At 37.8% G+C, this 26,209-nt stretch carries 18 protein-coding genes; 8 read left to right on the top strand and 10 right to left on the bottom strand.

The window, feature by feature from the left end:
* The coding region (locus LV89_RS23765; protein ID WP_211321269.1) for a transposase at positions 1-192 on the top strand (192 nt) is incomplete at its 5' end.
* A gap of 524 nt (positions 193-716) precedes the next feature.
* Here the strand turns inward: LV89_RS23765 and LV89_RS23770 are convergent.
* The gene (locus tag LV89_RS23770) at positions 717-1,895 is read right to left on the bottom strand and encodes an esterase (protein WP_109745482.1); all 1,179 of its coding nucleotides are present in this window, start codon (positions 1,893-1,895) and stop codon (positions 717-719) included.
* A 323-nt stretch (positions 1,896-2,218) separates the two neighbouring features.
* Between LV89_RS23770 and LV89_RS23775 the strand changes: the two genes are divergently transcribed.
* Complete coding sequence (locus LV89_RS23775; RefSeq protein WP_109745484.1) at positions 2,219-2,980, top strand: sulfite exporter TauE/SafE family protein; 762 nt, start codon at positions 2,219-2,221, stop codon at positions 2,978-2,980.
* A gap of 54 nt (positions 2,981-3,034) precedes the next feature.
* Here LV89_RS23775 and LV89_RS23780 read toward each other — a convergent pair whose 3' ends face one another.
* On the bottom strand, positions 3,035-4,156 hold the full coding sequence (locus tag LV89_RS23780; RefSeq protein ID WP_109745486.1) for a trans-sulfuration enzyme family protein: 1,122 nt from the start codon (positions 4,154-4,156) through the stop codon (positions 3,035-3,037).
* A 455-nt stretch (positions 4,157-4,611) separates the two neighbouring features.
* Here LV89_RS23780 and LV89_RS23785 point away from each other — a divergent pair, with 455 nt between their 5' ends.
* The 4 genes from LV89_RS23785 to LV89_RS23800 all read left to right on the top strand — a co-directional run bounded on the left by LV89_RS23785 (position 4,612) and on the right by LV89_RS23800 (position 13,879).
* Entirely contained in the window at positions 4,612-6,060 is a 1,449-nt protein-coding gene (locus LV89_RS23785) for a Gfo/Idh/MocA family protein (protein WP_109745488.1), read from the top strand.
* Positions 6,061-6,166: 106 nt separating this feature from the next.
* Positions 6,167-7,603 (top strand): Gfo/Idh/MocA family protein, encoded by a 1,437-nt coding sequence (locus tag LV89_RS23790; protein WP_109745490.1) that lies wholly within the window; start codon positions 6,167-6,169, stop codon positions 7,601-7,603.
* 616 nt (positions 7,604-8,219) lie between these two features.
* Positions 8,220-9,713, top strand: coding sequence for a M20/M25/M40 family metallo-hydrolase (locus tag LV89_RS23795; protein ID WP_109745491.1), 1,494 nt, complete (start codon positions 8,220-8,222; stop codon positions 9,711-9,713).
* Positions 9,714-9,919: 206 nt separating this feature from the next.
* The gene (locus tag LV89_RS23800; protein ID WP_158279680.1) at positions 9,920-13,879 is read left to right on the top strand and encodes a S8 family serine peptidase; all 3,960 of its coding nucleotides are present in this window, start codon (positions 9,920-9,922) and stop codon (positions 13,877-13,879) included.
* Positions 13,880-13,947: 68 nt separating this feature from the next.
* Here LV89_RS23800 and ruvB read toward each other — a convergent pair whose 3' ends face one another.
* The gene (ruvB, locus tag LV89_RS23805) at positions 13,948-14,973 is read right to left on the bottom strand and encodes a Holliday junction branch migration DNA helicase RuvB (protein WP_109745494.1); all 1,026 of its coding nucleotides are present in this window, start codon (positions 14,971-14,973) and stop codon (positions 13,948-13,950) included.
* A 225-nt stretch (positions 14,974-15,198) separates the two neighbouring features.
* Here ruvB and LV89_RS23810 point away from each other — a divergent pair, with 225 nt between their 5' ends.
* On the top strand, positions 15,199-15,900 hold the full coding sequence (locus LV89_RS23810) for an MIP/aquaporin family protein (protein WP_109745496.1): 702 nt from the start codon (positions 15,199-15,201) through the stop codon (positions 15,898-15,900).
* Positions 15,901-15,990: 90 nt separating this feature from the next.
* Here LV89_RS23810 and LV89_RS23815 read toward each other — a convergent pair whose 3' ends face one another.
* From LV89_RS23815 to LV89_RS23840, 6 genes are all read right to left on the bottom strand, one after another.
* Positions 15,991-17,256, bottom strand: a complete 1,266-nt coding sequence (locus LV89_RS23815) for a type II toxin-antitoxin system HipA family toxin (protein WP_109745498.1) — start codon at positions 17,254-17,256, stop codon at positions 15,991-15,993.
* Position 17,257: 1 nt separating this feature from the next.
* Positions 17,258-17,524 carry a helix-turn-helix domain-containing protein gene (locus LV89_RS23820; protein ID WP_109745500.1) on the bottom strand — a complete coding sequence of 89 codons (267 nt, stop codon included), beginning with the start codon at positions 17,522-17,524 and terminating at the stop codon, positions 17,258-17,260.
* 143 nt (positions 17,525-17,667) lie between these two features.
* Positions 17,668-18,153, bottom strand: a complete 486-nt coding sequence (gene msrC, locus LV89_RS23825) for a free L-methionine (R)-S-oxide reductase MsrC (protein ID WP_109745502.1) — start codon at positions 18,151-18,153, stop codon at positions 17,668-17,670.
* A gap of 50 nt (positions 18,154-18,203) precedes the next feature.
* Positions 18,204-18,698 (bottom strand): hypothetical protein, encoded by a 495-nt coding sequence (locus tag LV89_RS23830; protein WP_109745504.1) that lies wholly within the window; start codon positions 18,696-18,698, stop codon positions 18,204-18,206.
* Between the two features lie 171 nt (positions 18,699-18,869).
* On the bottom strand, positions 18,870-20,360 hold the full coding sequence (glpK, locus tag LV89_RS23835) for a glycerol kinase GlpK (RefSeq protein WP_109745506.1): 1,491 nt from the start codon (positions 20,358-20,360) through the stop codon (positions 18,870-18,872).
* Between the two features lie 164 nt (positions 20,361-20,524).
* A complete protein-coding gene (locus LV89_RS23840) occupies positions 20,525-24,949 on the bottom strand; it encodes a S8 family serine peptidase (RefSeq protein ID WP_109745507.1) in 4,425 nt (1,474 codons plus the stop codon).
* 470 nt (positions 24,950-25,419) lie between these two features.
* Between LV89_RS23840 and LV89_RS23845 the strand changes: the two genes are divergently transcribed.
* Positions 25,420-25,794: a hypothetical protein gene (locus tag LV89_RS23845; protein WP_109745508.1), complete on the top strand. Its 375-nt coding sequence runs from the start codon at positions 25,420-25,422 to the stop codon at positions 25,792-25,794.
* A 223-nt stretch (positions 25,795-26,017) separates the two neighbouring features.
* On the opposite strand, the gene LV89_RS23850 is transcribed toward LV89_RS23845, so the two are convergent.
* Positions 26,018-26,209 (bottom strand): transposase (locus tag LV89_RS23850; protein ID WP_211321269.1); only part of this gene is annotated, 192 nt, incomplete at its 5' end.

Raw genomic sequence — 26,209 nt, forward strand, 5'->3', positions numbered from 1 at the left:
GAGTCAGCTTTTGGAGACATCAAGTATAATATGAAATACGATAGGTTTATTCTCAGAGGAAAAGAAAAAGTATATATCGAATATGGAATTCTCTCAATGGCTCATAATCTCAGAAAGGTTTACTGCCAACAAAGTGGCTGTTGGAAGGAGTATTATGTCCAAAGAGCCAGTAAAAAGGGTAAAAAGGCATGAAAAAGCCGTTTTATTCACTTTTTCATGCCTTTGAGAGCTAAAATGTTAGAAGTGAATCAACTCAATCTTGAATTTTGTAACAAAAATTACGGGGTTATGGACTTTTTACACAACCCCGCTACAAAATCGGTCAAGCCTACGGCTTTTTTATTCTATAAATTTGTGTATAAGCCGTAGCCTTCAAAAGGACGACTTCCGTCGAAACTCATACACGCAATATCTTTTTTTAATTAGTATAAATATTCCGTTATTCCCCCATTTAGCCCAAGTATCCAACCACTGGTTCAAGTCTGTGACTTGTACAGTCCCTCATTGGTCAGGAAATTTGTCTAACAATCGTAACAAGCAAAAATAATTCGATACAGTCCAAGTCACAGACTTAAACCAGTGGAGATGGAAAATAGAAATACAAACAACTGAAGCGGTTAATTAACTCTATCAATTTCCCAATAAAAAATTATGGCTACGACCTCAAAATAAACATTACTTTGAGGTCGTAGCCATAAAAAGTCTTTAAATTTTATCTATTTAAAAAGCATTTGAGAGAATTCTGAAAGATATAATCTCCATGCGTTCCAATCGTGACGACCTTCGTTTTCTCGGTAAGTATATTTAAAACCAATTCCGTCATAAAGTGCTTTTAACTTAATAGCACTATCGTAAAGAAAATCCTGCTTGCCCATTGCTACCCAATATACTTTCGGATTATTTTTTTGTAATTCCTTCAATTGTTTGATGTGTTCTTCTTTATTGTAACCGCCATCGTTACGGAAAGTTGAGAAAAGTCCCATGCTCATCACACCAATATATTTGAATTTCGTAGGATTGCTATTCGTGATATTTTGCGTTTGATAGCCACCCATTGAAAAACCTGTAATGGCACGGTGGTCAGCATCGGCAATGACACGGTAGTTTTTCTCAATATACGGAATTACGTCTTTCACTAAACTTTCTTCAAACTTCCCTGATGCCATCGAGTTGATACCCACAGGCAATTTATTTTGCATAGAAGCAGGGCGGTCTAATGGTGCCGCAGGTGTCAACGGATTGCCGTTGGTAATCACCACAATCATTGGTTCTGCCTTTCCAGAAGCAATCAAATTATCAATAATATAATTGGCACGTCCACGACTCAACCAAACCTCTTCGTCGCCACCGCCACCGTGTAGCAAATACAAAACGGGATAATTCTTTTTTGATTTGTCATAGTTTGGTGGCGTATATACAAACATTCTTCTTTCTGCTCCGAGCGACGGCGAATTGTACCAAAGTGCTTTTAAGTCTCCGTGAGGCACATTTTTTTCATCATAAGTATCAGCTTGCGTTCCTGGAATCATCAAACGATTTTGAATCCAAGCACCATCACGAGTAACCATGCTACTGTTTGGGTCGAGTGTTGGAATACCGTCAATGATAAATTCGTATTCGTACATATCCGAAGGTAAAGGTCCAACTTGTACCTCATAAACAGAATCCTTTTTTATCATTGGAATATTATTCTTGAACAGAGAAGATGGCCAAGTTCCAGAAACTTCCACGGCATGAGCATTAGGGGCTTTTAGTCGGAAGATAACCGAATTGTCAGACAAAACTTCAGGCGAAATAATATTACTTGGTCTTCTTTGAGCATGAGTCAAGAGAGGAATAACAGCAAAAATTCCCAAGATTATTAATCGTTGGATAGAAAAAAAGGCTTTGTTCATGAGAATTGTATTTTATGTATTAATTGAAGAAAAAATGAAATTTATTCGTTATCGCAAAGCTAAATGAAAATTTCAATTTATTTATACTGTTTATTTGTTTTCTTTTATTTGTTTATTTTTTCATTTATTTTCTTTTTCGATTAAAAGGAAAACATCATTGAAATTTGAATAGGAAGGCTGAAATCGGTTTTAGTCCATTGGGGATTTTTAAGCATATAATTCTAAAATACTTTCACTATTCTGAGAACAATTACTCGAATCGTCATAGTTGGGGAATTGTTCTTTAGTTTTGTAGCTTCATAAATCACAACTCACTAAATAATATGGATTATCAATTACTACTCATGTGCTTTGCAGCTCTTTTGGCGGGCTTTGTCGATTCTATTGTCGGGGGCGGAGGCTTGGTGCAAGTGCCTGCTTTGTTCATTTTGTATCCTCATTTTGAAATTCCCAGAATCATTGGCACAAACCGTTTTTCGTCTTTTATGGGAACAGCCGTAGCGGGTTATCAATATTCAAAAAAGGTAGAAATCCCTTGGAAAACGGTTATTTATGCAGGTATCGGAGCGGGCGTGATGGCATTTTTAGGGGCAAAAATTTCGGATATTGTTGATGAGAAAATATTGAAACCTGTCATTTTGGTTTTAATGACCGCCATTGCCATTTATACTTTTACAAAAAAGAATTTAGGGCAAGAAGAAAAACTAAAGCATGAATTAGCGAAAGTCCCTTTTTATGGATTAATGATTGGAGCATCGGCAGGATTTTATAATGGTTTTGTTGGACCGGGAACGGGTAGTTTATTGGTTTTTGGTTTCGTAAGTGTAATTGGCTTTGGATTTTTGAAGGCTTCTGCGGTTTCAAAGGTGATAAATGTCATTGCCGATGTGTCGTCTTTGGGATATTTTATTGTTGCAGGTTATGTGCAGTACGAAATCGCTTTGCCCATGATGATTTGCAATATGGCAGGCTCATATCTTGGCAGTAAAATGGCTATTTTGAAGGGAAATGAATTTGTTAGAACGTTCTTCTTATTCGTAATTTTTGCCTTGATTTTGAGATTTGCTTGGGATATTTTTAAGTAACACAGACTTTAGTCTGTAAGCTGATTTACTTACAGACTAAAGTCTGTGCTACATCTACCCCAAAGCCACTTTCCAATCTTCAATTAAATCGTCAATATCTTCAATGCCTACCGAAACTCTGAGGAGGTTTTCTGGCGTTGGACTGTCTGGACTTTCTACTGATTTACGGTGTTCAATCAAACTTTCTACACCGCCCAAACTCGTTGCCGTTGTGAAGAGTTTTAATCTGCCCGTCAAAGCCATCGCATTTTTGGCGTCTCCTTTTACTTGAACCGACAACATTCCGCCAAAACCTCCTTTCATTTGTTTTTTAGCAATTTCATGTTGCGGATGCGACGTCAACCCCGGATAATGAACCGCCTCAATTTGTGGGTGATTGCTTAAATATTCTGCCAATTCCATGGCATTTGCCGTTTGGGCTTTTACTCGTAAAGGCAAAGTTTTTATGCCTCTCAAAAGCAACCAGCAATCAAAAGGCGAAGGAACTGCACCCGTTAATTTTTGGATAGTGGCAATTTTAGAAGACAATTCGCCAGCTTGTTTGAAAATCAATGCTCCACTTAAAATATCGCTATGTCCGCCAAAATATTTGGTTGTTGAGTGCATCACCACGTCAGCCCCTAAATCAAAGCAATTTTGCATAATTGGCGTTGCCCAAGTATTATCCACTGCAACCAATGCCCCGATGGAATGAGCTAAATCTGAAACGGCTTCAATATCAGTGATTTTCAATTGCGGATTTGAAGGCGTTTCTACCCACAATAATTTCGTATTTGGTTGAATTGCTTTTTTGATTTCTCCTAAATCCGTCATGTCAACCTTTGTCAGGGTCAAACCCCATTGAGCAAAAACCTCTTCCACCAATACACTTGTGGCATAATAAAGGTCGTCGGGCATAATGATATGGTCGCCTGTTTTCAATGACTGAAATAATGCCGTAGTAGCTGCCATTCCAGATGAAAAAGCAAAAGCAATTGCTCCTTTTTCAATTTCAGCAAGGCTTTTTTCTAAAGCTTGTCGATTAGGATTGCTGGCACGAGAATACACGTGTTCGTGTTGGTACGAACCGTCGGCTTCACGCTCAAAAGTGGTTGATAAATAAATGGGAGGAACTACCGCACCAGCGTTGGCATCATGCGAGAGTGTTGTTTGTATGGCAAGTGTTTCGATTTTCATGTTGTAAAAATAAAAACTTGATTTTATTTTTTATGGTTTGTACATGATTTATGTTTTATAGAGAATGACATAACTTATTTGGAGCTTCCCGAAATAACTCCGTTAGGGGTTAAGCTTTCGGGAAGCTGAGCCAATAAATCCAAAAACATACAAAATCTGTATTATAGTGCCGACTTGTAATTTTTTTAGCGAAAGTATCACTAAATCAATACAGTACAATACATGGAATTATGGTCAAATCAGTATATTTACTATAATAGACTTCCTGCGAAAGTGTTTTATGATTGAAAAATGGTATATTTTCGAGTGAAAATAGCGGGAATTTTGAAAGCATAGCAGAGAAATGGGGGGATGCCCAATCTTGAAAAATTTTCGTTATTTGTAGCCGAAAAGATGTTGTTTTACGACTTAAAACACTTTCGCAGGAAGTCTAATAATTCAAAACCGTTTTAATAATGAATCAACAAAATAATTCAAGAAGAGATTTTATCAAAAAGGCCTCCATTGCTATTGGAGGTTTCTACATTGTTCCACGTCATGTTTTGGGAGGAAAAGGTTTTATTGCCCCTTCTGACAAGCTAAATATTGCCTGTGTTGGAGTAGGAAACAAAGGGTGGTCGGATGTAAATGGTGCTTGGAACAACGGCACAGAAAACATTGTAGCCCTTTGTGATGTAGATGATAAAATGGCAGAACAAGCCGTTAAAAAATTCCCCAATGCGAAATATTTTAAAGATTTTCGCAAAATGTTAGAAGAAGAAAAAAGTATTGATGCAGTAACCGTTACCACGCCCGACCATACGCATTATGTGGTGTCGATGGCGGCAATGCAAAGAGGAAAACACGTATATGTACAAAAACCATTGGCTCAAAATCTTTATGAAGTTCGTAAAATGACCGAAGCCGCTACTCAGTATAAAGTAGTAACTCAAATGGGAAATCAAGGTGGTTCGAGCGATGGCGTTCGTCGTTTTACAGAATGGTACAAAGCAGGATTAATTGGCGAAGTAAACCGTGTTCATGCTTGGACAAACCGCCCTGTGTGGCCACAAGCTATTCCAACGCCTGCTGGGAAAATGGATATTCCGAAAGAATTAGATTGGGATTTGTGGCTCGGCCCTGCCAAATACCGTGAATATAACTCAGCCTATCACCCATTTGATTGGCGTGGTTGGGTAGATTTCGGAACGGGTGCTTTGGGTGATATGGGTTGCCACATGTTTGACCCTCCGTATAAAGCTTTAGGTTTGGGTTATCCTTCTGAAGTAGAATGTAGTTTGACTAATATTTGGGCAGGCAAATTTAAAGAAGGTTATTATCCAGAAAGTTATCCAGCTTCTTCAATTGTTCACTTAAAATTCCCTCGTGCGGGTAAACAAGACGTAAAATTGACATGGTACGACGGAGGCTTATTACCAGAACGTCCAGAAGAAATACCATCCCATATTCAAATGGGCGACAGTAGCGGTGGCGTATTAATGGTTGGTACAAAAGGGGTAATGACTTGTGGCGTTTACGGAAGTAATCCACAACTTTTTCCAGAAGAAAAATTAAAAGAAAAGGGAGAAAAATTACCAATAACGATTCCGAGAGTATCGGGTGCTGACAAAGAAGGGCATTATCAACAATGGATACAAGCTTGTAAAGATGGTTATGGAAAACATCAACCACTAAGTTCTTCTTTTGACTATGCAGGACCAATGTCAGAAACCGTAATCATGGGAAATTTGGCAATCAGAAGTTATTTATTCCGTACCGAAAAGAAAAATCCTGTTTGGATTGACAAATGGGATTATCCAGGTCGTAAAAAATTATTGTGGGACGGTAAAAACATGAAAATCACCAACTTCGACGAAGCAAATCAATTTGTAAAAAGAGAATATCGTGAAGGTTGGACTTTATAAATAATTGTGAATGAGTGAATTGTGAGTTAGTGAATAGTAAAAATCACAACTCACTCATTCACAATTCACAACTCTCAAAAACACTTCAAAACATATTTAACAAAAAATGAAACAAAACGACTCACGTAGAGATTTTCTCAAAAAGGCTTCCGTAGCACTTGGAAGTTTTTACATTGTGCCTCGCCATGTATTGGGGAAAGGCTACATTGCTCCGTCTGACAAACTCAATATTTTGGGTATTGGTGCAGGTGGAAAAGGCGAATCCGATATTTTATTAGCCTACAATAAAGGCTCTGAAAATATCGTAGCCATTGCCGATGTTGATTTTAATCGAGCAGAGAAGGCTATTAAGCAATTGCCAGAAAACTTGAAAAAGTATAGAGATTGGCGTGAAGCATTAGACAAAGAGAAAAATAATATTGATGCTGTAACGATTTCTACGCCCGACCATCATCACGCTGCGGCAACTTTGGCGGCTATGCAATTAGGCAAGCACGTTTACACACAAAAACCGCTTACGCATAATATACACGAAGCTCGTACATTAACAGAAGCGGCGAAAAAATATCCCAAAATTGTAACCCAAATGGGAAATCAAGGTTCGTCGAATGATGGACGTAGAGTTTTGCAAGAATGGTTCGATGCAGGATTGATTGGAACGGTGAAAAGAGTTCATATTTGGACAGACCGCCCTGTTTGGCCGCAGGGAATTCCAACGCCAACAGGAAAACATGAAATCCCTGCTGACTTTCCGTGGGATGTTTGGTTAGGTCCAGCTCCCTCTCGTGATTTCCACCCAACGGCTTATCATCCGTTCAAATGGCGTGGTTGGTGGGATTTTGGTACAGGTGCAATGGGCGACATGGGTTGCCACTTATTAGATGGCGTTTTCAAAGTTTTAAACTTAACGTATCCAACTGAAGTACAATGTAGCGTAAGTTCAATTTATACCAAAGACTGGGTGCCTGATTATTATCCAGAAAGTTGTCCTCCGTCTTCAAAAGTTACGTTCCAATATCCAAAAACAACCAAAAACGACTCAGCAATTGAGATTATTTGGTACGATGGAGGCTTGAAACCAGATATTCCTGCTGAATGGGGTGATGAACCATTATGGACAAATGGCGTGATTTATGAAGGAACAAAAGGTAAAATGGCGAATGAAGTGTATAATACTAATCCCACATTATTGCCAAAATCAAGAATGGAAAGTGCGGAGGTAAAAGCTGTTAAGCCAACGCTTTATCGTATTGAGAATCAGTCGGCAGGACATAATTATCACTGGGTAAAAGCTTGTAAAGCAGGAGCAGGAAACTTAGAAACCAGTTCTCCGTTTGACTTTGCAGGGCCTTTAACAGAAATGATTTTGATGGGAAATCTCGCCATCCGTAGCTACCAATATCGTGAAGGAGAAGGACGTGCGGGTAAATTCCCAGGACGTAAAAAACTTGAGTGGAATGGTAAAGATATGAAAATTACCAACTTCGACTACGCTAACCAATTTGTGTCTCGTAATTATCGTGATGGTTGGAAATTGGGTTGATATGTGAAGTATCAAGTATTATGTCCTAAGTATTAAGAGTTTCAAAAGCTTTTCTGTTTTGGCAGGAAGGCTTTTGTTTTTTATAATTGGTAGGGTGAAATCTTTAAAATTTAGATAACATCATATCTAAAGACACTCTTGAAAAGCCGTAGGCTTGACCCATCTTGTAGCCCCGAAATTCATTTCGGGGTGAAAATGCCCAAACATACCATTGAGTTCCGTAGGAACGGTTTATATAAACAAACCTTTAAATATTCCGTTGCTTTTCCCCGAAATAAATTTCGGGGCTACAAAATCTTCCGAGCCTACGACTCTTTTTAGGGCAAGCGTTAAAGTGCCAAAGTAGAATTAAAGAACTACCCTAAATTTCTAAATGACAAAATAACTCGTTAGACTTAATACTTAGGACACACGACTTAATACTCGACAAGCTCTTCCCAAATCCTTATCAATAATACAATAGCTTGATTAATAACAAGTTCTAACACTAAATCCAAAATCTAAAACCCAACCCCTAACATATTACCGCTTATTCTTTTATTTCAAAACCCTACATCTAAATATGAAGTTTTTTCGTAAATTTCGAGAATATTTCTTACTCCCAGAACCATAGAAAATGAAAGTGAAAATTTACGGATTTATTATCCTAATTCTCCTTACTTCAACTGCTGCTTATTTGCCTTCTCAAAGTGAAGATGATGAACTAATCGAAATCTTTCATCGCATCAATGACGAAGTGCTTGCCAATAGTCGTGCTTATGAAACACTCGGAGATGCTTGTAAAACTATCGGGCATCGTTTAACAGGAAGTGCTAATGGCAAACGTGCAGAAGAATATTCCTTTAACTTATTGAAATCGTATGGTTTTAAAGACGTTAAATATCAACCCTTTCAAGTAGAAGCTTGGTCACGTGATACAGTTACTTTAGCAATTGCTCCCCGAAAAAGTGACAATTTCCACGATGTAGAAGTGGTTGCGTTGGCAATGACTCCCGTACAAGCAAAAACCTCCGCAGAAATTGTAGATGTTGGCAACGGTCTTGAACCAGATTTTCAGGCAGTTAAAGACAAATTGACAGGTAAAATAGCCTTAGTTAATATCGGACTTTTACCGCCAATTAAAGGAACACGAAATTTACATCGTTCTGAAAAAACGGCTTTGGCAATGGAATACGGTGCTATCGGCGTTATTTTCGTGAATACTGTAAAAGGGAATGTTTTACTGACAGGCACGGCTTCGGTTACGGGCGGATTAATTGCGATTCCTGCCGTGTGTATCTCGCTTGAAAGTGGAATGCAAATTCGTGCTTGGCTAAGTGAAGAAGCGAATCTTTTGGCAATGATTGACATGAAGAATTTTAGCAGAATGATAAAATCTCGGAACGTCGTAGCCACTATTAAAGGAGATAGTAAAAAATATCGTGATGAGAAAATTATCATTGGCGGTCATCTTGACTCTTGGGATTTAGCTCATGGTGCCTTAGATAATGGTCTTGGTTCTTTCTCGATTTTGGATATTGCTCGTACCTTCAAAGCCCTAAATTTGAAACCAAAACGCACCATTGAATTTGTGATGTTTATGGGTGAAGAAGAAGGACTTTTAGGTTCAAAAGCGATGATTGAACGAAGCAAAAGAAACAACTCACTGGAAAAAGTAGTCTTCATGATGAATCTTGATATGGCAAATAATGCCAATGGATTTAACACCGCAGGACGTGAAGAAATGGTGCCATTATTTACCAAAATGGGCGAGTTAATGAAAAAAGTAGAACCAACTTATAAAAACAACATTATTAATCAAGCTGGTTTACATTCTGACCATCAGAGTTTTATGTTGGAAGGAATCCCGACGGCATCACCAATTGGTGGAATTGCCCCTGAAGCATTAGGATGTTATCATGCCAATTGCGACCGTTTTGATTTAGTCAAAAAAGACGAAATGATAAATACCGTGCGATACACAACAATGATGCTATATGCTTTGGCAAATGCAGAGCAAATTCCTGCAAAAAAATTAGATTTTTATTCAACCCGTGATTTTTTCATTAAACAAAATTTAAGAAAAGAATTAGAACTTGGTCATGAATGGAAGTGGGGAGATTCTGAATAAATATTTTGACCGATAGAATGAATAAAAGGAGTCATAGCAATTTGTTGTGACTTTTTTTATTTCATAAGGCAACATTTAGCCCAAAAACCATGTCTTCTATATATGATATTGATAACACTGATTGATAAACTAATCCTTTAAACACGTAGAAGTTTCCCTTCCAAAAACGTTAAACTTTTACTTATTTACAGCAAACTTAAATGAATATGAGACTATTATTATCAATTTTCTTCCTCTCGATTTCAGTTAGTTCTTTCGCCCAAAAAGACCTCTATAATGCTTCTCAGAAGAAAAAATTAGATGCCTTGTCTGACGAAATTACGAAGCAACATACTGAAAACTATAATAAAGCTCTCAAAATGGCAACCCAAAAAGGCTGGCAATTACAAGGAGATTTAGGAAATGGAAGAACGTTCCGTTTACAAGGAATTGACGATTCGGGACATCCATTATATTTAACCACAGAAAGCAATGCTAATGCCGCCGCAACAACCCGTACCAACCAATTATACACAGGTGGTTCTTTGGGTTTATCATTGAGTGGAAGTAGCGATGCCGTAAAAAATAAATTAGGAGTTTGGGACGGTGGGGCAGTTTTGGGAACACATCAAGAGTTTGGAACAAGAGTAACACAACAAGATAATGTTAGTGCCACAGATGTACACGCTACGCACGTATCAGGAACAATGATTGCGGCGGGTATATCGGCACAAGCCAAAGGAATGTCATTTGGTGCAAACCTAAAAGCATGGGATTTTAATAACGATGTTACCGAAATGACAACCGCCGCTAAAGATTTAGCAATCTCAAACCACTCTTATGGTTTTCAGGCTGGCTGGATTTATAATTCAACGATAAACCGTTGGGCATGGTATGGAAGTCCAAGCGTTAGTCCAACCGAAGATTATAAATTTGGCTATTATGATACAAATACACAATCTTGGGATAAAATTGCTAATGCCGCACCGTTTTATCTTATTGTAAAGTCGGCAGGAAATAACCGTGATAGCAATGGCCCCACAGAAGGAGCTTATTACTTTTTGGGAAGTTCTACCAGAGATTCAAGTAATGTAATAAGAAGCAAAAATGATGGCTACGATATTATTTCTACTACTGGCACTGCTAAAAATATCTTAACTGTTGGTGCTGCTTATGGAACAGGCGGCGTTGCTCCTTTACAAGCATCAGATATTAAAATTTCAACCTTTAGTAGTTGGGGACCAACCGATGACGGACGTATTAAACCCGACATCGTGGCAGTGGGCGTAAATCTTTTCTCAACTTCCAATGCTTCAACAACGGCATACACCATTTTTAGTGGCACGTCTATGTCGTCGCCACAAGCATCTGGTAGTTTACTTTTATTGCAAGAGGCGTATTCAAAACAAAATGATGGACAATTGATGCGTTCTTCTACTTTGAAAGGTTTGGTACTTCACACCGCACAAGATGCAGGAAATGTAGGTCCAGATTATATTTATGGTTGGGGATTATTGAATATGGAAAAAGCCGCTTCGGTTATTCTAAATACAGATAAAACCAATTCTTTAACCGAAAGAACGCTACAAAGTGGTACTCCATTTACGCAAACAATTATAGCATCTGGAAAAGGAGCTTTAACCGCAACAATTTGTTGGACAGACCCAGAAGGAACGGTACTTTCTGCAACAACAGCCAATTTGAACAGTCGTACCCCTAAATTGGTAAACGATTTAGACATCAAAATTTCTGACGGAACAAATACCTTTTTACCTTTTATTTTAGACCCAGAAAAACCTGCCGATGTAGCTACTCGTGGAGATAATATTCGTGATAACGTAGAACAAATATTAATTCCTGATGCAGTTCCAGGAAAAACTTATACGATAACGATTAGCAACAAGGGTTCGTTAAAAAGTACAACACAAGATTATGCCTTGATTATTAGCGGAATTGGTGGAAAAGATTATTGTGCTTCTACCGCAACTACTACTCAAGACAATATTGAAAGCGTAAAATTATCAGGTGCAAGTAGTGCTTTTAAAGTTTCATCTGGACAGGCATTGGCTTTAGACATTACCATGAAGAATAATGTTGCCAAAACGACAAATGTATATATTGACTGGAATTTAGACGGAACATTTGATGAAACTACTGAAAAAGTAGCCACTTCATTAGATTTTTTAGGGTTAAACTTTACAAGCAATTTTAAAGCTCCTACGGGTTTATTAGCTGGCAATAATACCTTAATGCGGGTAGTATCCGTTGAAAATGTAGGTGATGTTGTTAAAAGCTGCGGTACTTATAGCCGAGGTATAACCAAAGACTATCCGATTCAATTTGTTCGTCCAGATGTTGATTTAAGTGTGTCTGACTTAGTCAATCCAGATGTTACATCATTTTGTACGAATTCTGCCAGAACAGTTACCGTAGCCTTAAAAAATATGGGAAATGCTGTTCAGCAAAACATTCCTGTATCGGTTAAAATTTCTGATAAAACAGGGGTAGTTGCTACATTAACAGGAACTTACAAAGGTGCTTTGACTTCATTTGCAGAAGATGTTTTGCAGTTAGATGGCACTTTTAACGCACTTTCGGGAACGACTTATACTTTTGAGATTTCGATTAATTTTACCAACGACCAAGACCAAACCAATAATGTTAAAACGGTTGTTCGGCAGGTTGTAGCGACTTCAGCACCTACCTCAGCTTTAGCGGTGGTTTGTGAGGGAGCAACTACTTTAAATGTAAAATCAAGTGAAACAAGTCCTGTTTTGTGGTATGATGCCTTGACGGGTGGAAATCTTATTTTTACAGGAAATACAGGTTCATTTACCAAACCAACCAATGCAACAAACGTTTTTGCGGGTTTGAATGATTTTTCTGGTTCAATTGGCTATAAAGATAAATATGCTTTGGGCGGAGGTACGTATTATGAGAATTTCGGACCAGAACCCGTTATTACAACCCAAACTCCATTGGTGATTGAAAGTGCCAGAGTTTATATCGGAACACCCGGAACAATTACTTTTACCATTAGCAGAGTGTCTGATTTAACACCAATCTCTTCTGTTACTTTAAAAGTTGATGCTACCAGAACAACGGCAAATCAAACCCGAACTAATAGCCAATTAATTGATGATGCTACCGACCAAGGAGTTGTATTACCATTAAACTTGTCTATTCCAGCCGCAGGAACGTATAAATTAACCCAAGAATGTACCGACGGAGCAAGTATTTATAGAAGTAATCTCAATGCAGGAACAACCACTGGTGGGGCTGAGATAAAAGGCTATCCATTCACTATTCCAAATGTAATGAGTATAACAGGTGCATTATATAGTAGTAATGGCGTTACGAGTTTGATTAAAACGGGATATTATTATACGTATGATATGAAAGTAAAATCATTGGGTTGTCCAAGTGTGCGTGCAGAAGTTGCCATTACAACTCAGGCTGCTCCAAAAGTGAGTGTTACGCCATCAGATAAATTGTCTATTTGTAAGGATTTAACCAAAGATTTAACGGCAAGTTCTGGAACAAATTATACATACCAATGGCTAAAAGATGGCGTGGCAGTTTCGGGTGAAACGTCAGCAACTATCAAAGTTGGAACAGCAGGTTCATTTGCTGTAAAAGTTACCGAAAACGGACTTTGTAGTATCACCTCAACGCCAGTAGTTGCCAGTATTATTACACCAATAACGCCTGTGCTTTCGTGGAATGGTAGTACCTTAAATATTTCATCGGGTTCAAATCCTACTTGGTATGTTGGCGGAATTGTCATTGCAGGAGCAACCCAAAATAGTGTAGTGCCAACAAAATCTGGAGTATATACCGTAAAAGCAAGTGATGTAAATGGTTGTGAGGCATTTTCTAATGAATATTTATTGACGATTACGGCTGTTGAAGAAGAAATTGTTTCAGAAGAAACGGCTAAGATATTCCCGAATCCAGCAACAGAAAAAATAAGAGTAGAATATCGTTCTCCAGAACGCTCACAAACCATACAAGCAGAAATTGTTAATATGTTTGGAATGACTTTAACAAGTAAGAATTTAGTCAGAGAAAATGGAGTTTATACCACTGATTTTGATGTAACAAAACAAATGCAAGGAAGATATTTTGTGAGAGTAGTTACGGAAAATTCAGTGAAAACAGTTCCGTTTATGGTAGGAGGTAATTAAGAAAGTAATTAGCTATTGGTGATTGGAAAATGCAGTAACCATTTTCCAATCACCAATAACCTCAGTAATTAAAACAATTCTCCCGTTCTATATTTAGGTACAATTCCTAAGTGAACATAAGCCCTTTCGGTGGCTTCACGTCCACGAGAAGTACGTTTCAAAAATCCTTCTTGAATCAAAAATGGTTCGTAAACTTCCTCAATGGTTTCAGCTTCTTCTCCACAAGCGGTAGCAATGGTTGAAAGTCCAACAGGGCCTCCTTTAAATTTCTCAACAATAGTCGTCAAGATTCGAATATCCATTTCATCTAAACCATTTTTGTCCACGTCCAAAGCTGAAAGTGCCATTTCTGCAATTTCTACGGTAATGCGTCCGTTGCCTTTTACTTGGGCAAAATCACGAGTTCTTCTTAATAAATTGTTGGCAATACGGGGTGTTCCTCTACTTCTTCTGGCTATTTCATAAGCTCCTGCATCGTCGATTGGCGTGTTCAAAATTTCACAAGAACGCTTTACGATTGAAGTCAATAATTTAGCGTCATAATATTCCAGACGACAATTTATTCCAAACCTCGCACGAAGCGGAGATGTAAGCATACCTGCACGAGTAGTTGCTCCGATAAGCGTAAACGGATTTAAAGAAATCTGTACACTTCGTGCATTTGGTCCCGAATCCAAGAGAATATCAATCTTATAATCTTCCATTGCTGAGTACAAATATTCCTCAACAATTGGGTTCAGACGGTGAATCTCATCAATAAAAAGTACATCATAAGGTTGAAGATTGGTAAGTAATCCTGCCAAATCTGACGGTTTATCTAATACAGGCCCTGATGTAATTTTGATATTTGCTTTTAATTCATTGGCAACAATGTTCGAAAGCGTCGTTTTCCCTAAACCGGGAGGGCCATGCAAAAGCACATGGTCGAGAGCCTCCTCACGTTGACGTGCGGCAGTTACGAAGACTTTTAGGTTTTCTAATATTTTATCTTGTCCTGCAAAATCATCAAACGATAGTGGACGTAATGCTTTCTCAATTTCTTTTTCAACGGAAGAAAGGGTTTCGTTATCGCCTTTCAAATAGTCTTCTCGCATGGGTGAATGAGCTTTTCGCTATATGTTTTAAAGTTTTCACATAGTGCTTATTGCCTAAAGCCAATAGCATTATAATACCCAAAAATACGGATATTTAGGCAATGCTGAAAGCTAAGTTTAAGTTCCAGTATGAAAGGTAAAATCTCTTTACTGAAATTATCAAAAATTTCCTTTAATTTGTGCAATTAAATCTTCCCACAAAACTATTCATATTATAATTAAAAGATGACATCAACATTTTTAGGCGAATTCGTCGGTACAGCAGTTTTAATTTATCTCGGAAACGGCGTAGTTGCCAATGTATTACTCAAAGGCTCGAAAGGAGAAAACGGTGGTTGGATAGTTATTACGGCGGGTTGGGCATTTGCCGTGACAATGGCTATTTACGTTTCTACAAAATTTGGAAGTCCAGCGGCACATTTAAACCCTGCCGTAACGGTAGCGGAAGGCGTAAAAACAGGCGATTGGAGTAATGCTGCAAGTTTTATTTTAGCTCAAATGTTAGGGGCAATTGTTGGCTCAACGTTGGTATGGATACAATATTTACCTCATTGGGCAATTACAGAGGATAAAGGTTTGAAATTGGCTTGTCATTGCAATGCTCCCGCTGTTAGAAGTGTCGTTCCGAATTTTTTAGCGGAGTTTTTAGCCACCGCTTTATTAATTATAGTTATTGGCTCTTTTGGTTCAATTGAAACGGGGCTTGGGCCTTTCAACGTAGGACTTTTAGTTTGGGCAATTGGTTTATCATTGGGAGGTTCAACAGGTTATGCCATTAATCCCGCTCGTGATTTAGGTCCAAGAATTGCTCATGCCATCTTGCCAATTGCAGGAAAAGGCTCATCAGATTGGTCGTATTCATGGATTCCTGTGGCTGGCCCCATTGCAGGTGCAGCAGTTGGAGGTTTAATTTTAACGATGATTTAACAGAACATATATTTTAGAGAAAATCCATTCTATCTTTTGGGGTAGAATGGATTTTTTGTTTTGTTAAGAGCCAAAAACTTTAGTCAGGTTTCACAAGAATACTTTAAAATCCTTTTTAATACTATTTATTACACGACTTGGAATATCTAATTCGTTTGCATTTTTGTTCCATAATTCTATGGCATTTTGAGTTGCCTCAATAGTTCCTTTAGGGTTTTTGATAGTATATTTCTCCGCAATTTGTAAAATATCATTTAGCATAATATCAACCCTTTTCCCATTTATTGATAAGGCTCTGGAAGTACGCTTATAATTCATAAATGGATTTAATGAATAAGTTAAATCGTAGGCAGGAGCTAAATTCCATTTATCAGTTTCTTCATTATAAATAAACGAATGATTCTTTAAATGGTCATCGGTATTACTGAAAACAAGGTTAAAAATCATTCGTTTGAATAATTCGTCAATTTCACGGTGAGGTAATTTGAGAAATGAGGCTAATTCAAATAAATTCTCATAACTGGATACATTCGGGTTTTTGAAATCCCAACCAGTCATTCCAGATGCAGTAAGAATATGTTGCTTTTTACCGTTTTGCCTATCAAATCTTAATGTGGCAAAATGTTTGTAATCAATTAATTTAGAAGGCATCATTTCTATTTCCATCGCAATAGCTGTCAAATAATAGCAATATTCTATCTTTTCCTTGCTGTATTCGATTTCGTCTTCTAAATTAAGTTTTACCAAATAATGATTGTAAGCATCCGAAAAGTCTAAATCGCCAGAAATTATTTGTCCAGAAACTTTATGTTCAGAGATTAATATTTTGGGTCTTGCTCCACCTGCTGATGTTCCAATTTTGAAAATGTTTAATAAAGCAGCACTATCTAAGTGTTTAGCAGTTGTATCTCTTTTATTGTCTAAAACTTCTTTTAAAACTTCTGTTATTTCATCAATATTTATACTTGTTTCTTGAGAAATATTTTTGCTTGGTTTATATTCCAACGCTCCCATACCACGATTTGCTACATAAGCCAATTGCTCTAAAACAGAAATTTGACGAAAATCTTGGCGAGCGTTTTCTAACCAAGTCTTGAAAATAATATTCCCAAACATATCGGGTAATGAATCTGCAAGCATTGGTGGCAAACTCCTAAATGTTTCACCATCAAATTGACTAAAAACCTGAGTAGAATCAATTTGTTTGAAAATTAATGGGAATAGATTTTTATAAAGACCTGTTTTTAAAAATGCAGAATTGTATTGAAAAAATGATTTTTTCTGATTTTCATCGAAGCCAATTTTTCCAATTTCGTTACCAAAACAGTATAAGTCTATGAGATTGTTTTTAGCCATTCTAATAGAGCGATTTGTAGTTGTTATTTTCTATTTCCTGCTTAATAAATTGATCGAATTTTTCTAAGCAATCAAAATATTGAAAAACTTTTAGCAGGGTGTCTATCGTTATATTTTTCCCCGATTCTAAGTTTTGGATTGTGAGTCGTGATAAACCTAATAATTCTGCCAATTGGTCTTGTGATAAGTTTTGTTGCTTTCTCATCACTTTTACCAACTCGCCAGTATTGGTTTTAACGTCTTTTATTTTTAAAGTCTCAAAAAGCATTTTTGTATATTATATTATGCAATATAGTGAAAATATTAGAAAATGTATATTATAATATGCTTAAATAATTTCTACCTTATACCTATTAAATGAAAAAGACAAAGCAATGCCTTGTCTCTACGTTTTACAAAATGAAACTTCTATCAAACCATTCCCTCCACAATCCGCATTACTTTTGAAAGCCCTTCTGCATCAATTTCTGAGAAATCATTTAATTGGTCAGAATCTACATCAAGGACTAAAAATACTTCTCCGTTTTTGTCAAAAGCTGGTAATACTATTTCTGATTTTGAGGCTGACGAACAAGCAATATGCCCCGGAAAAGCCTCTACGTCTGGAACAATGACTACTTCTTTGCTCGTGTAACAATGTCCGCAAACGCCTTTGTTGAAGTTAATTCTGGTACAAGCAATTGGCCCTTGAAAAGGCCCTAAAACCAATTGATTTTCTTTTTTCAAATAAAACCCAACCCAAAAGAAATTAAAGGCTTCTTTTAAAGCGGCAGAAATATTAGCAAGATTTGCTGTCAAATCCGATTCTCCGTCTGTCAAGGCTTTGATTTGAGGAACTAAACTATCATAAATTTCTTGTCTGTTGGTTGTTGATGGAATTAATAAACTCTCTGCCATTGTTTATTTTTGAGTTGGTGAATTGTGAATTAGTGATTTTGTCCGAACCACTAAATCGTTGCTGTTTGGAAATATCGTTTCATCCAAGAATTAATAGCTGAAACTTGCCAAGCGTTTTTAAACTCGCCGATATTTGGAACTAAATTGTTGAAAATCAAGGTATCTGGTGTTAAAATTCCTTCTGCCACCAAAGGCTTAATTTTTAACATTTCAACTGTTTGAATTTGGTCATTATCAACAAAAGCAATGGAACGGTTAAAGAAATCAATGTTCATTTCTGCCCCTAAATCTTTAAGCCAACGAGTGGAGGCATCAATTGAACATCCTGAAGCCTGATTGTGCATTTCGTCAACGGCTACAAGCACAAAACGATTGTGTAATATTTGAACCGCACCCATTAAATCAGCTCCGTGTGCAGCCCACTGATTGACTTGGTTTTCAAGATTTTGCTGAATATAATTTACCTCAGCTTCACTTAAATTTTTATTGGCTTGATATACCCAAATACGAGCGTAATCGGGCATTTTATTGAAAGGAATTAACATATTTCTTTATTTTAATTGGTTTAGATTGAACGCAAAAATGACGGTGATAGTTCGATTTTATTGAGTGAATTAGTGAATTGTGAATTAGTGATTTTTTTTATTTAGTGATTTAGTGATTATCGGACGCTAAACAATCACTAATTCACTAAATCACAATTCACCAATAATCAACTACTCCTCCCAGTCAAAGCTACGGGATACGGCTTTTTTCCAAAAATGATGTAATTTATTGCGTTTTTCGGTTTCCATCGTTGGTTTCCATGTATTAGCAATACCCCAATTTTGCTTTAAATCATCTAAGTCTTTCCAATAGCCAACGGCTAAACCTGCGGCGTATGCAGCACCTAAAGCGGTGGTTTCAATCATGGCAGGACAAACGACGGGGACTTCCACCATATCCGACTGAAACTGCATTAATGTCTCATTTACTACCATTCCGCCATCAACTCGTAAAGATGATATTTCAATTTCTGAATCCTTTTCCATTGCTTCTAAAACCTCCAAAGTTTGGTATGCTGTGGCTTCTAAAGCTGCTCTGGCAATATGAGCTTTGTTGACGTAGCGAGTTAAACCTACGATAACTCCACGTGCATCTGACTTCCAATATGGAGCATATAAACCCGAAAAGGCAGGAACGAAATAACAACCGCCGTTATCTTCTACGGAATTGGCTAATGTCTCAACGTCTGAACTTTTTTCGATGATTCCTAAATTGTCTCGTAACCATTGAACCAATGCTCCTGTAATTGCTACTGACCCTTCTAAAGCATAATTAACAGGTTGATTACCAAATTGATAAGCAACGGTTGTGAGTAAGCCATAATTGGAAGGAGTGATTTTTGTTCCTGTATTCATCAACATAAAACAACCCGTTCCGTAAGTATTTTTGGCTTCACCTTGTGCAAAACACGTCTGCCCAACCAAAGCCGCTTGTTGGTCGCCCAAGTCGCCCGCAACAGGTACGCCCGCAAGCACGCCACGAGCTTCTCCATAAACTTCACTACTTGATTTTATTTCGGGCAACATTGCTTTGGGAATATTGAGGGTTTGGAGAATTTCATCATCCCAAGCAAGTGTTTTTAAATCCATTAATTGGGTACGGCTCGCATTAGTTACGTCCGTAATGTGAATTCCACCTTCAATTCCGCCCGTCAAATGCCAAATGATAAACGTGTCCATATTTCCGAAAATAGCATCGCCTTTTTCGGCATCGGCTCTTAAACCTTCTACGTTTTCTAAAAGCCAAACGATTTTTAAACCGCTAAAATAAGTTGCTAAAGGTAAGCCTGTTGTAGCACGAAAACGGTCTGCACCGCCCTCTTTGGCTAATTCTGCTACCATATTTCCAACTCGTGTATCTTGCCAAACAAGTGCATTGTAATAGGGTTTTCCTGTGTGACGGTTCCAAACTACGGTAGTTTCTCTTTGATTAGTAATGCCCACAGCAGCAATATCACTGACTGAAAGATTCGCTTTGCCTAATGCCAAACCGATAACTTCTTGGGTGTTTTGCCAAATTTCATTTGTATCATGTTCTACCCAACCTGCGTGGGGATAAATCTGAGCGTGTTCCTTTTGTCCGACTGAAATTTGATTTCCTTGTTTGTCAAAAATAATAAAGCGAGTGCTGGTTGTTCCTTGGTCAATTGAGCCGATATACATGAATCTTAGTTTTTGTTTGAAAGATTCGTAAAGATATAAAATATCATTAAGGCAAGATAATTTATGAAGATAAGTTGGTTGAAATTTGTAGATGTAATGGTTTTAAACCAGAAACGCTTCGCCTAAATTTAAGCGAAGCGTTTCTGATATAAGGTTGAATTTTATTAAATACCAGTTTGTAGCTTAATACTTGAAATACTATATATCACTTTAGCATTGGGTTTGAGTTCGATATTTTTCAAAACGCCATTTTCATTTACTGTAACAGTGTGATTATTATTGATAATAACATTATCGCCTGCCAATGGTTTTCTGCCAATATTCCAAGTAGAATTTGACTCCCAATTTCCAGAGGTAATACTGGTAATTGTTCCGCCAACTCTACTTCCTTGAAATTCATAAGCTCCCATATCTACTAAATCTCCGTTGAAAATACGGGGATTTGCTACTAAATCTTTATCCGTTGGATTTACCGCTCCATTGTCTCCACCGTCAATAGCAGGAGACGTATTATTTACTTGGTAATTTCCTGTAAGAGAAGGAGATAAGCCATTTGGTGTTGGGCTAATAAACTGAGGATTGGTATTTAGATTGCCCATGCCTGTGTATCCACCTTCTACGATACTGTATGAAATGACAGATTGTGTATCATTGAAAGGAGCAATATTGCCCCAAAGAATACAGTTTTTGAGTATTGGTGTACTTCCTGAATTAAATACCGCTCCGTTGTAACCACCATTAGACGCAATAGTTGTGTTAGTAATCGTTGGGCTTGAAATATTGTTGTAAATAGCTCCGCCCGTTCCTTTATTACCCGCCAATAAAACATTTTTATAAACAGGACTACCCGTGAGGTGATACGCTCCACCTCCAAAAGTAGCTTGATTATTCATGAAAATGGTATTTGTAATGACAGGATTACTACCGTTTGTAGCAAATAAACCTCCTCCGTTGATACCATCATTGCTGATGATTTTACAATTTGTGATTGAAGGCGAACTTCCATTATCTAAACCAATACCTCCACCATCATCAATACTTAATGGTAAAATGGGTGAATTTGAAACAGCACGTCCTCTGTTAGCGGTTAAATTGGCATTTCCACCCATTACTGTAAATCCATCGAAAGTAGTCAAATTGTTTACACCGATAAATGTAACAACATGATAAGAATTATCACTAACGGTAGAAGAAGAACCAATTTCTCCACTCAAAATAGTTGGGTTGGCATTGATATTTCGCTGGGTTCTAAGCGTTTCTGTTCCTACAAAACCACCGAAAAGCATTGCTCCACTCGGAATACTAAATGAGATATTTCTATTCGTCGTTGTGGTCGGTTTGTACGTTCCTTGTGCTACCCATATTTCGGCATTGTTAGGAACACTTGATAATGCTGTTTGTAAATTGCTATATGCCGTTGCCCAAGAAACCCCATTTTGGGTAGGAGCGGCTATATTGGCTATGTTTACATATACAATCGTTGCGGTAGGAGTGATGACAACGTTTGTTGTTGCCGTAGCGATACAAGTCCCCGATGAAGTAATTGTTACGGTATAAACGCCCGCCATTGTTAAAGTAGCTGACGCTATTGTCGGATTTTGGTCAGTAGAAGAATAACTGTTAGGTCCTGTCCATGCTTGACTTGTACCACCTGTTGACGAAGAGGTAAAATTAATTGCACTTCCTTCTGTTACAGGGGAATTACTTCCTATCGTTACATTGGTTGGTGGAGTACATATAACTGGGTTGATGGTTAAAGTGGCTGCTTTACGAATACTGGTATTACAAGTTAATCCATTACTACAACCTGCCTGAGCATAATAAGTATATGAACCTACGGCGGTGTTTGTTGGGATATATTCTGCTCCAGAACCTACCTGTGTACCTCCCGAAACAGCATCCCACCACGTAATATCTGTACTTGGCGTTGTTTCTCCATCGGTAGCAAGCGTAATAGAGAAGCCTTGGACGCAAAGTGGTTCACCCGTAAAGCCGTCATAAGGTACTAATGTCCAAGTGCCGTTTGGTGTTTTTCCTTCAAATAAAGAAAGTAGTTGAGAAGGAGCAAACGTACCAGAAGCTGGAGTTGTACCTATTGCTGCATTACCATCTTCAAAAACGGTTGTAACAACGCCTGAAGAAGTTGTTCCTTGGGCATAGGTGCCATAACTTAGTAAGGTAACATTAGAATTATCAGGACCTTTGAGGTTAAAAGAAATTTCATCATTATAAGGAATACCCGTAGCTCCTGTTGTTCCGCAATCATTTTCTGTACCACCACCTGAACGTTTACGCCAAGTGATAGACACCTTTATTTTGGTAATATTCCCAGATAAACCAGAAAAAACAGCCGTAGGGTTTGAACCACTGCTTAACCCACCGTCATAACCAACAGTACCTCCACTGTATGTTGCTGTTTGTGGAGTTAGGGTATAGCAACTACTGCTGGCTTGTAAACCATTTCCTGCTGTAATAGATGTACCGAAAGTAATAGTTCTACTCACAGTAGTTGGTGGAGGAACACCTAAATTTACTTTTACAGCAATAGGACTTGTTTCAACACTACAATCTATACGTGTAATAATTACGGAATAATTACCAGACGTTTTGGCGATATATTGTGCTGAGGTTGCTCCACTAATATCTAATCCATTTTTTCTCCACTGGAAAGTGAAATTAGTTCCTGTATTAGCGTCAAAAATGACAGAATCACCCTGACAGAATGTGGTTGGACGAGTAATTGTTACTACTGTTGGTGGACAGTTAGGATTGAGGGTTGACTGTACTGCCACGTCTGCTCGAATTAGACCTGCTCCTGTACGATAATCAAACCCTGTATCAAAACCTGTTGTATTAGGGTCGTCCATATCCACACAAGAATTGATAAGGGCAGTTTTGACTGCGGCAGGTGTTATTCCCGGATTTCCTTGAAATATTAATGCTGCTACACCCGCTGCATGAGGAGCTGCGGCAGATGTTCCTGGGAAGTTGGGTTTTCCGTCACCATCGGGGTCGTAACCTGTTACAAAAAATGAAGTATTGGCATTATCTGGTGCGGTAATTTCGGGTTTAAAACGGTCGTCTGGACTTGAAAGCCTAACACCCGCAGGGGAAAATATAATTGGAGTACCACCTTTGGAAGAATATGATTCTATTTCTGGAGGATTTACACCAAAAGCAGGCGTTTTGTCATAACTGGCTGCTCCACAGGCTATTGCACCTGCTGCGTTGGCGTGTCCTACACAAGTACCTGCTCTAATACCTGCAATGGTTGAAGGTGTAAGTGTCCATGTAATTCCCCGTTGACCAACCACTTTTATTCTGGTAGGGTCTGGACCAGTTTTTTTCGTAATTAAAATATATCTACCTGCTAAATTAACGTTGGCAAAGCCAAAGGTTTCAGTAGGGTCACTACCAATATTATTGGTAACTGATTGTGCTACAACGGTATAAGTATTAGTTGTGCTATTGTAAGTACATACATAAATATTCAAATCTGAAGCTGAACCAGCTGAGCCATTTCCTGCTGAAAGATAAGGTTCGTCCCATTGAAAAGTAATAGGTCTGCTTGAACCATTAATAGGTAAAAAGTAAATAGGATTGGCGGCAGTTCCAAAATTATGAGCCGTTTGTCCGTCATTAAAAGGTTGAAAAGTAGAAGCCTGATAAGAAGCTTCATAACTTTGGTCGCTGGAATTGGCAGCCGAAGAAAAATAACTTGCCCCCTTTACATTGACGGCATAGTCAACCGCTTGAGCAATAACTCCATCTTGAAAATAGGGTTCAGCAAAATAACTAACATCATCTACAATTACTTTACATCCTGCATCAGCCAAAGCACGGATTCCCGCTGCAAAGTCTGCTTGTCCATTAAAAGCAGTGTAATAATATAACTGTGCTGCGGGAGCTACATCATGCACAATTTCGAGCATCGCTCTGCCTTCGTCTGAGCCACCACTTGCCATATCTGATAAAACTGTAACTGGGGTAGTAAAACCATTTGGATTGGTAGTACCGGGTAATTCTCCTGCGGAAACTCCTGTGGCGGCACCTCCCAAATTGTTGTAACTATCTGAAAGTACTCCTACTTTAACACCCGCACCATTTACACCCAAAGCACGAGCAAGGTTTGAACGCTGAGCAACATCCCCCTGCGACTGTACAACTCCTGAGTTATTCTGAGGTTTTATAGAAGTACGCATCGTCACAATACTTGGAGCTTTGTCTAAATAAGATTCTATTTTTTTGATTTCAACCCAAGCGGTAATAAAGTTTTGATGACGAGCTACAACTTCAATACCCATACCTACTAATTCTTTGAAAAGAGCATTTCCGTTACCTGTTGTTAGAATATCTACTTTAATTTTTGAGTTATTTTCCTTTAAGTCAACTAATTGAAAATTAGGGACATTCGTAAGATTAAGGGATTGATTAGCGTTGGCTAAATCAAAGATTTGAGATAGTCCAAACTGTAATTTAGGCTTTTCGTTTGATACAAGTGGGTTGACAACCGTTTGAGCCTTTATTGTTACAAATATGCTCAAACATAAGGCTATTGTTAATAGCCACCGAGAGGAGATTTTTTTCATAATAAATCTGAGGGGAAGGTAATGTTAGTATCTTACAAATTTAAAAAAACAAAAAATGTCTTTCTACATTTAAAAGAAATACAACAAGATAATAATTTATATTTAACTGGCTTTCAAATATTTATATTACTTATTTTGTGGTAATTATTAGAGGGAATAGGCTCTCCTTTACTGAGATTTTAAGAGTATTTTAACGTGATAATACCTCAGCTCACACCGATTTGTAATCGGTGTGGTAATGGTCTTGCGTTTTTAACGCAAAATAAGTGCGTCACAGACGCTGAACCAGACGACCCTGATTGCAAATCAGGGTCAGCGAGGCAAATCAAAGTTAGGGGTTACTTTCAAAATACGAGTAAGAGACAGATATATCTACCTAAAAACATGAACTTTTTTATGATTTTTTACGTCTTCTGTTTTTCATAATATCACTCCTAAATAAACATTTTAACTATTAAACATTCCTTTTCATGAACATTGTTAAACAAATCCCTGCTTATCTTTTGGCGGTAGCCTTTTTAGTTTTTGGACTAAATTTCTTCTTACATTTTTTCCCGATACCATCTCCTGAAAATCCCGACAGCGATTCTGCAAAATACATGGCTTTAATGATGAATTCAGGTTATATGAAATTTGTAAAGGTATTGGAAGTTATTGGTGCGGTACTTTTGTTTATTCCTCGTACACGTGCCATTGGTTTGTGTATTATTGTACCAATTGTAGTTAATATTTTTGCGTTTCATGCTTTTATCGACGGAAAAGCGACTGATGCTATCATTTGGGTTGTGTTGTCTGTTTTGGCAATTTACTTCGATAAAGATAAATTTTCAGGAATGTTAGCTTAGATTTAAGTTTAATAGCAAAGATCAGCTCACACTGATTTGTAATCAGTGTGTTCATGGTCTTGCGTTTTTAACGCAACATAAATGCGTCACAGACGCTGAACCAGACGGGGTTGTGTAAAAAGTCCATAACCCCGTAATTTTTGTTACAAAATTCAAGATTGAGTTGATTCACTTCTAACATTTTAGCTCTCAAAGGCATGAAAAAGTGAATAAAACGGCTTTTTCATGCCTTTTTACCCTTTTTACTGGCTCTTTGGACATAATACTCCTTCCAACAGCCACTTTGTTGGCAGTAAACCTTTCTGAGATTATGAGCCATTGAGAGAATTCCATATTCGATATATACTTTTTCTTTTCCTCTGAGAATAAACCTATCGTATTTCATATTATACTTGATGTCTCCAAAAGCTGACTC

It is taken from the genome of Arcicella aurantiaca, assembly GCF_003148625.1.
GTDB lineage: Bacteria > Bacteroidota > Bacteroidia > Cytophagales > Spirosomataceae > Arcicella > Arcicella aurantiaca.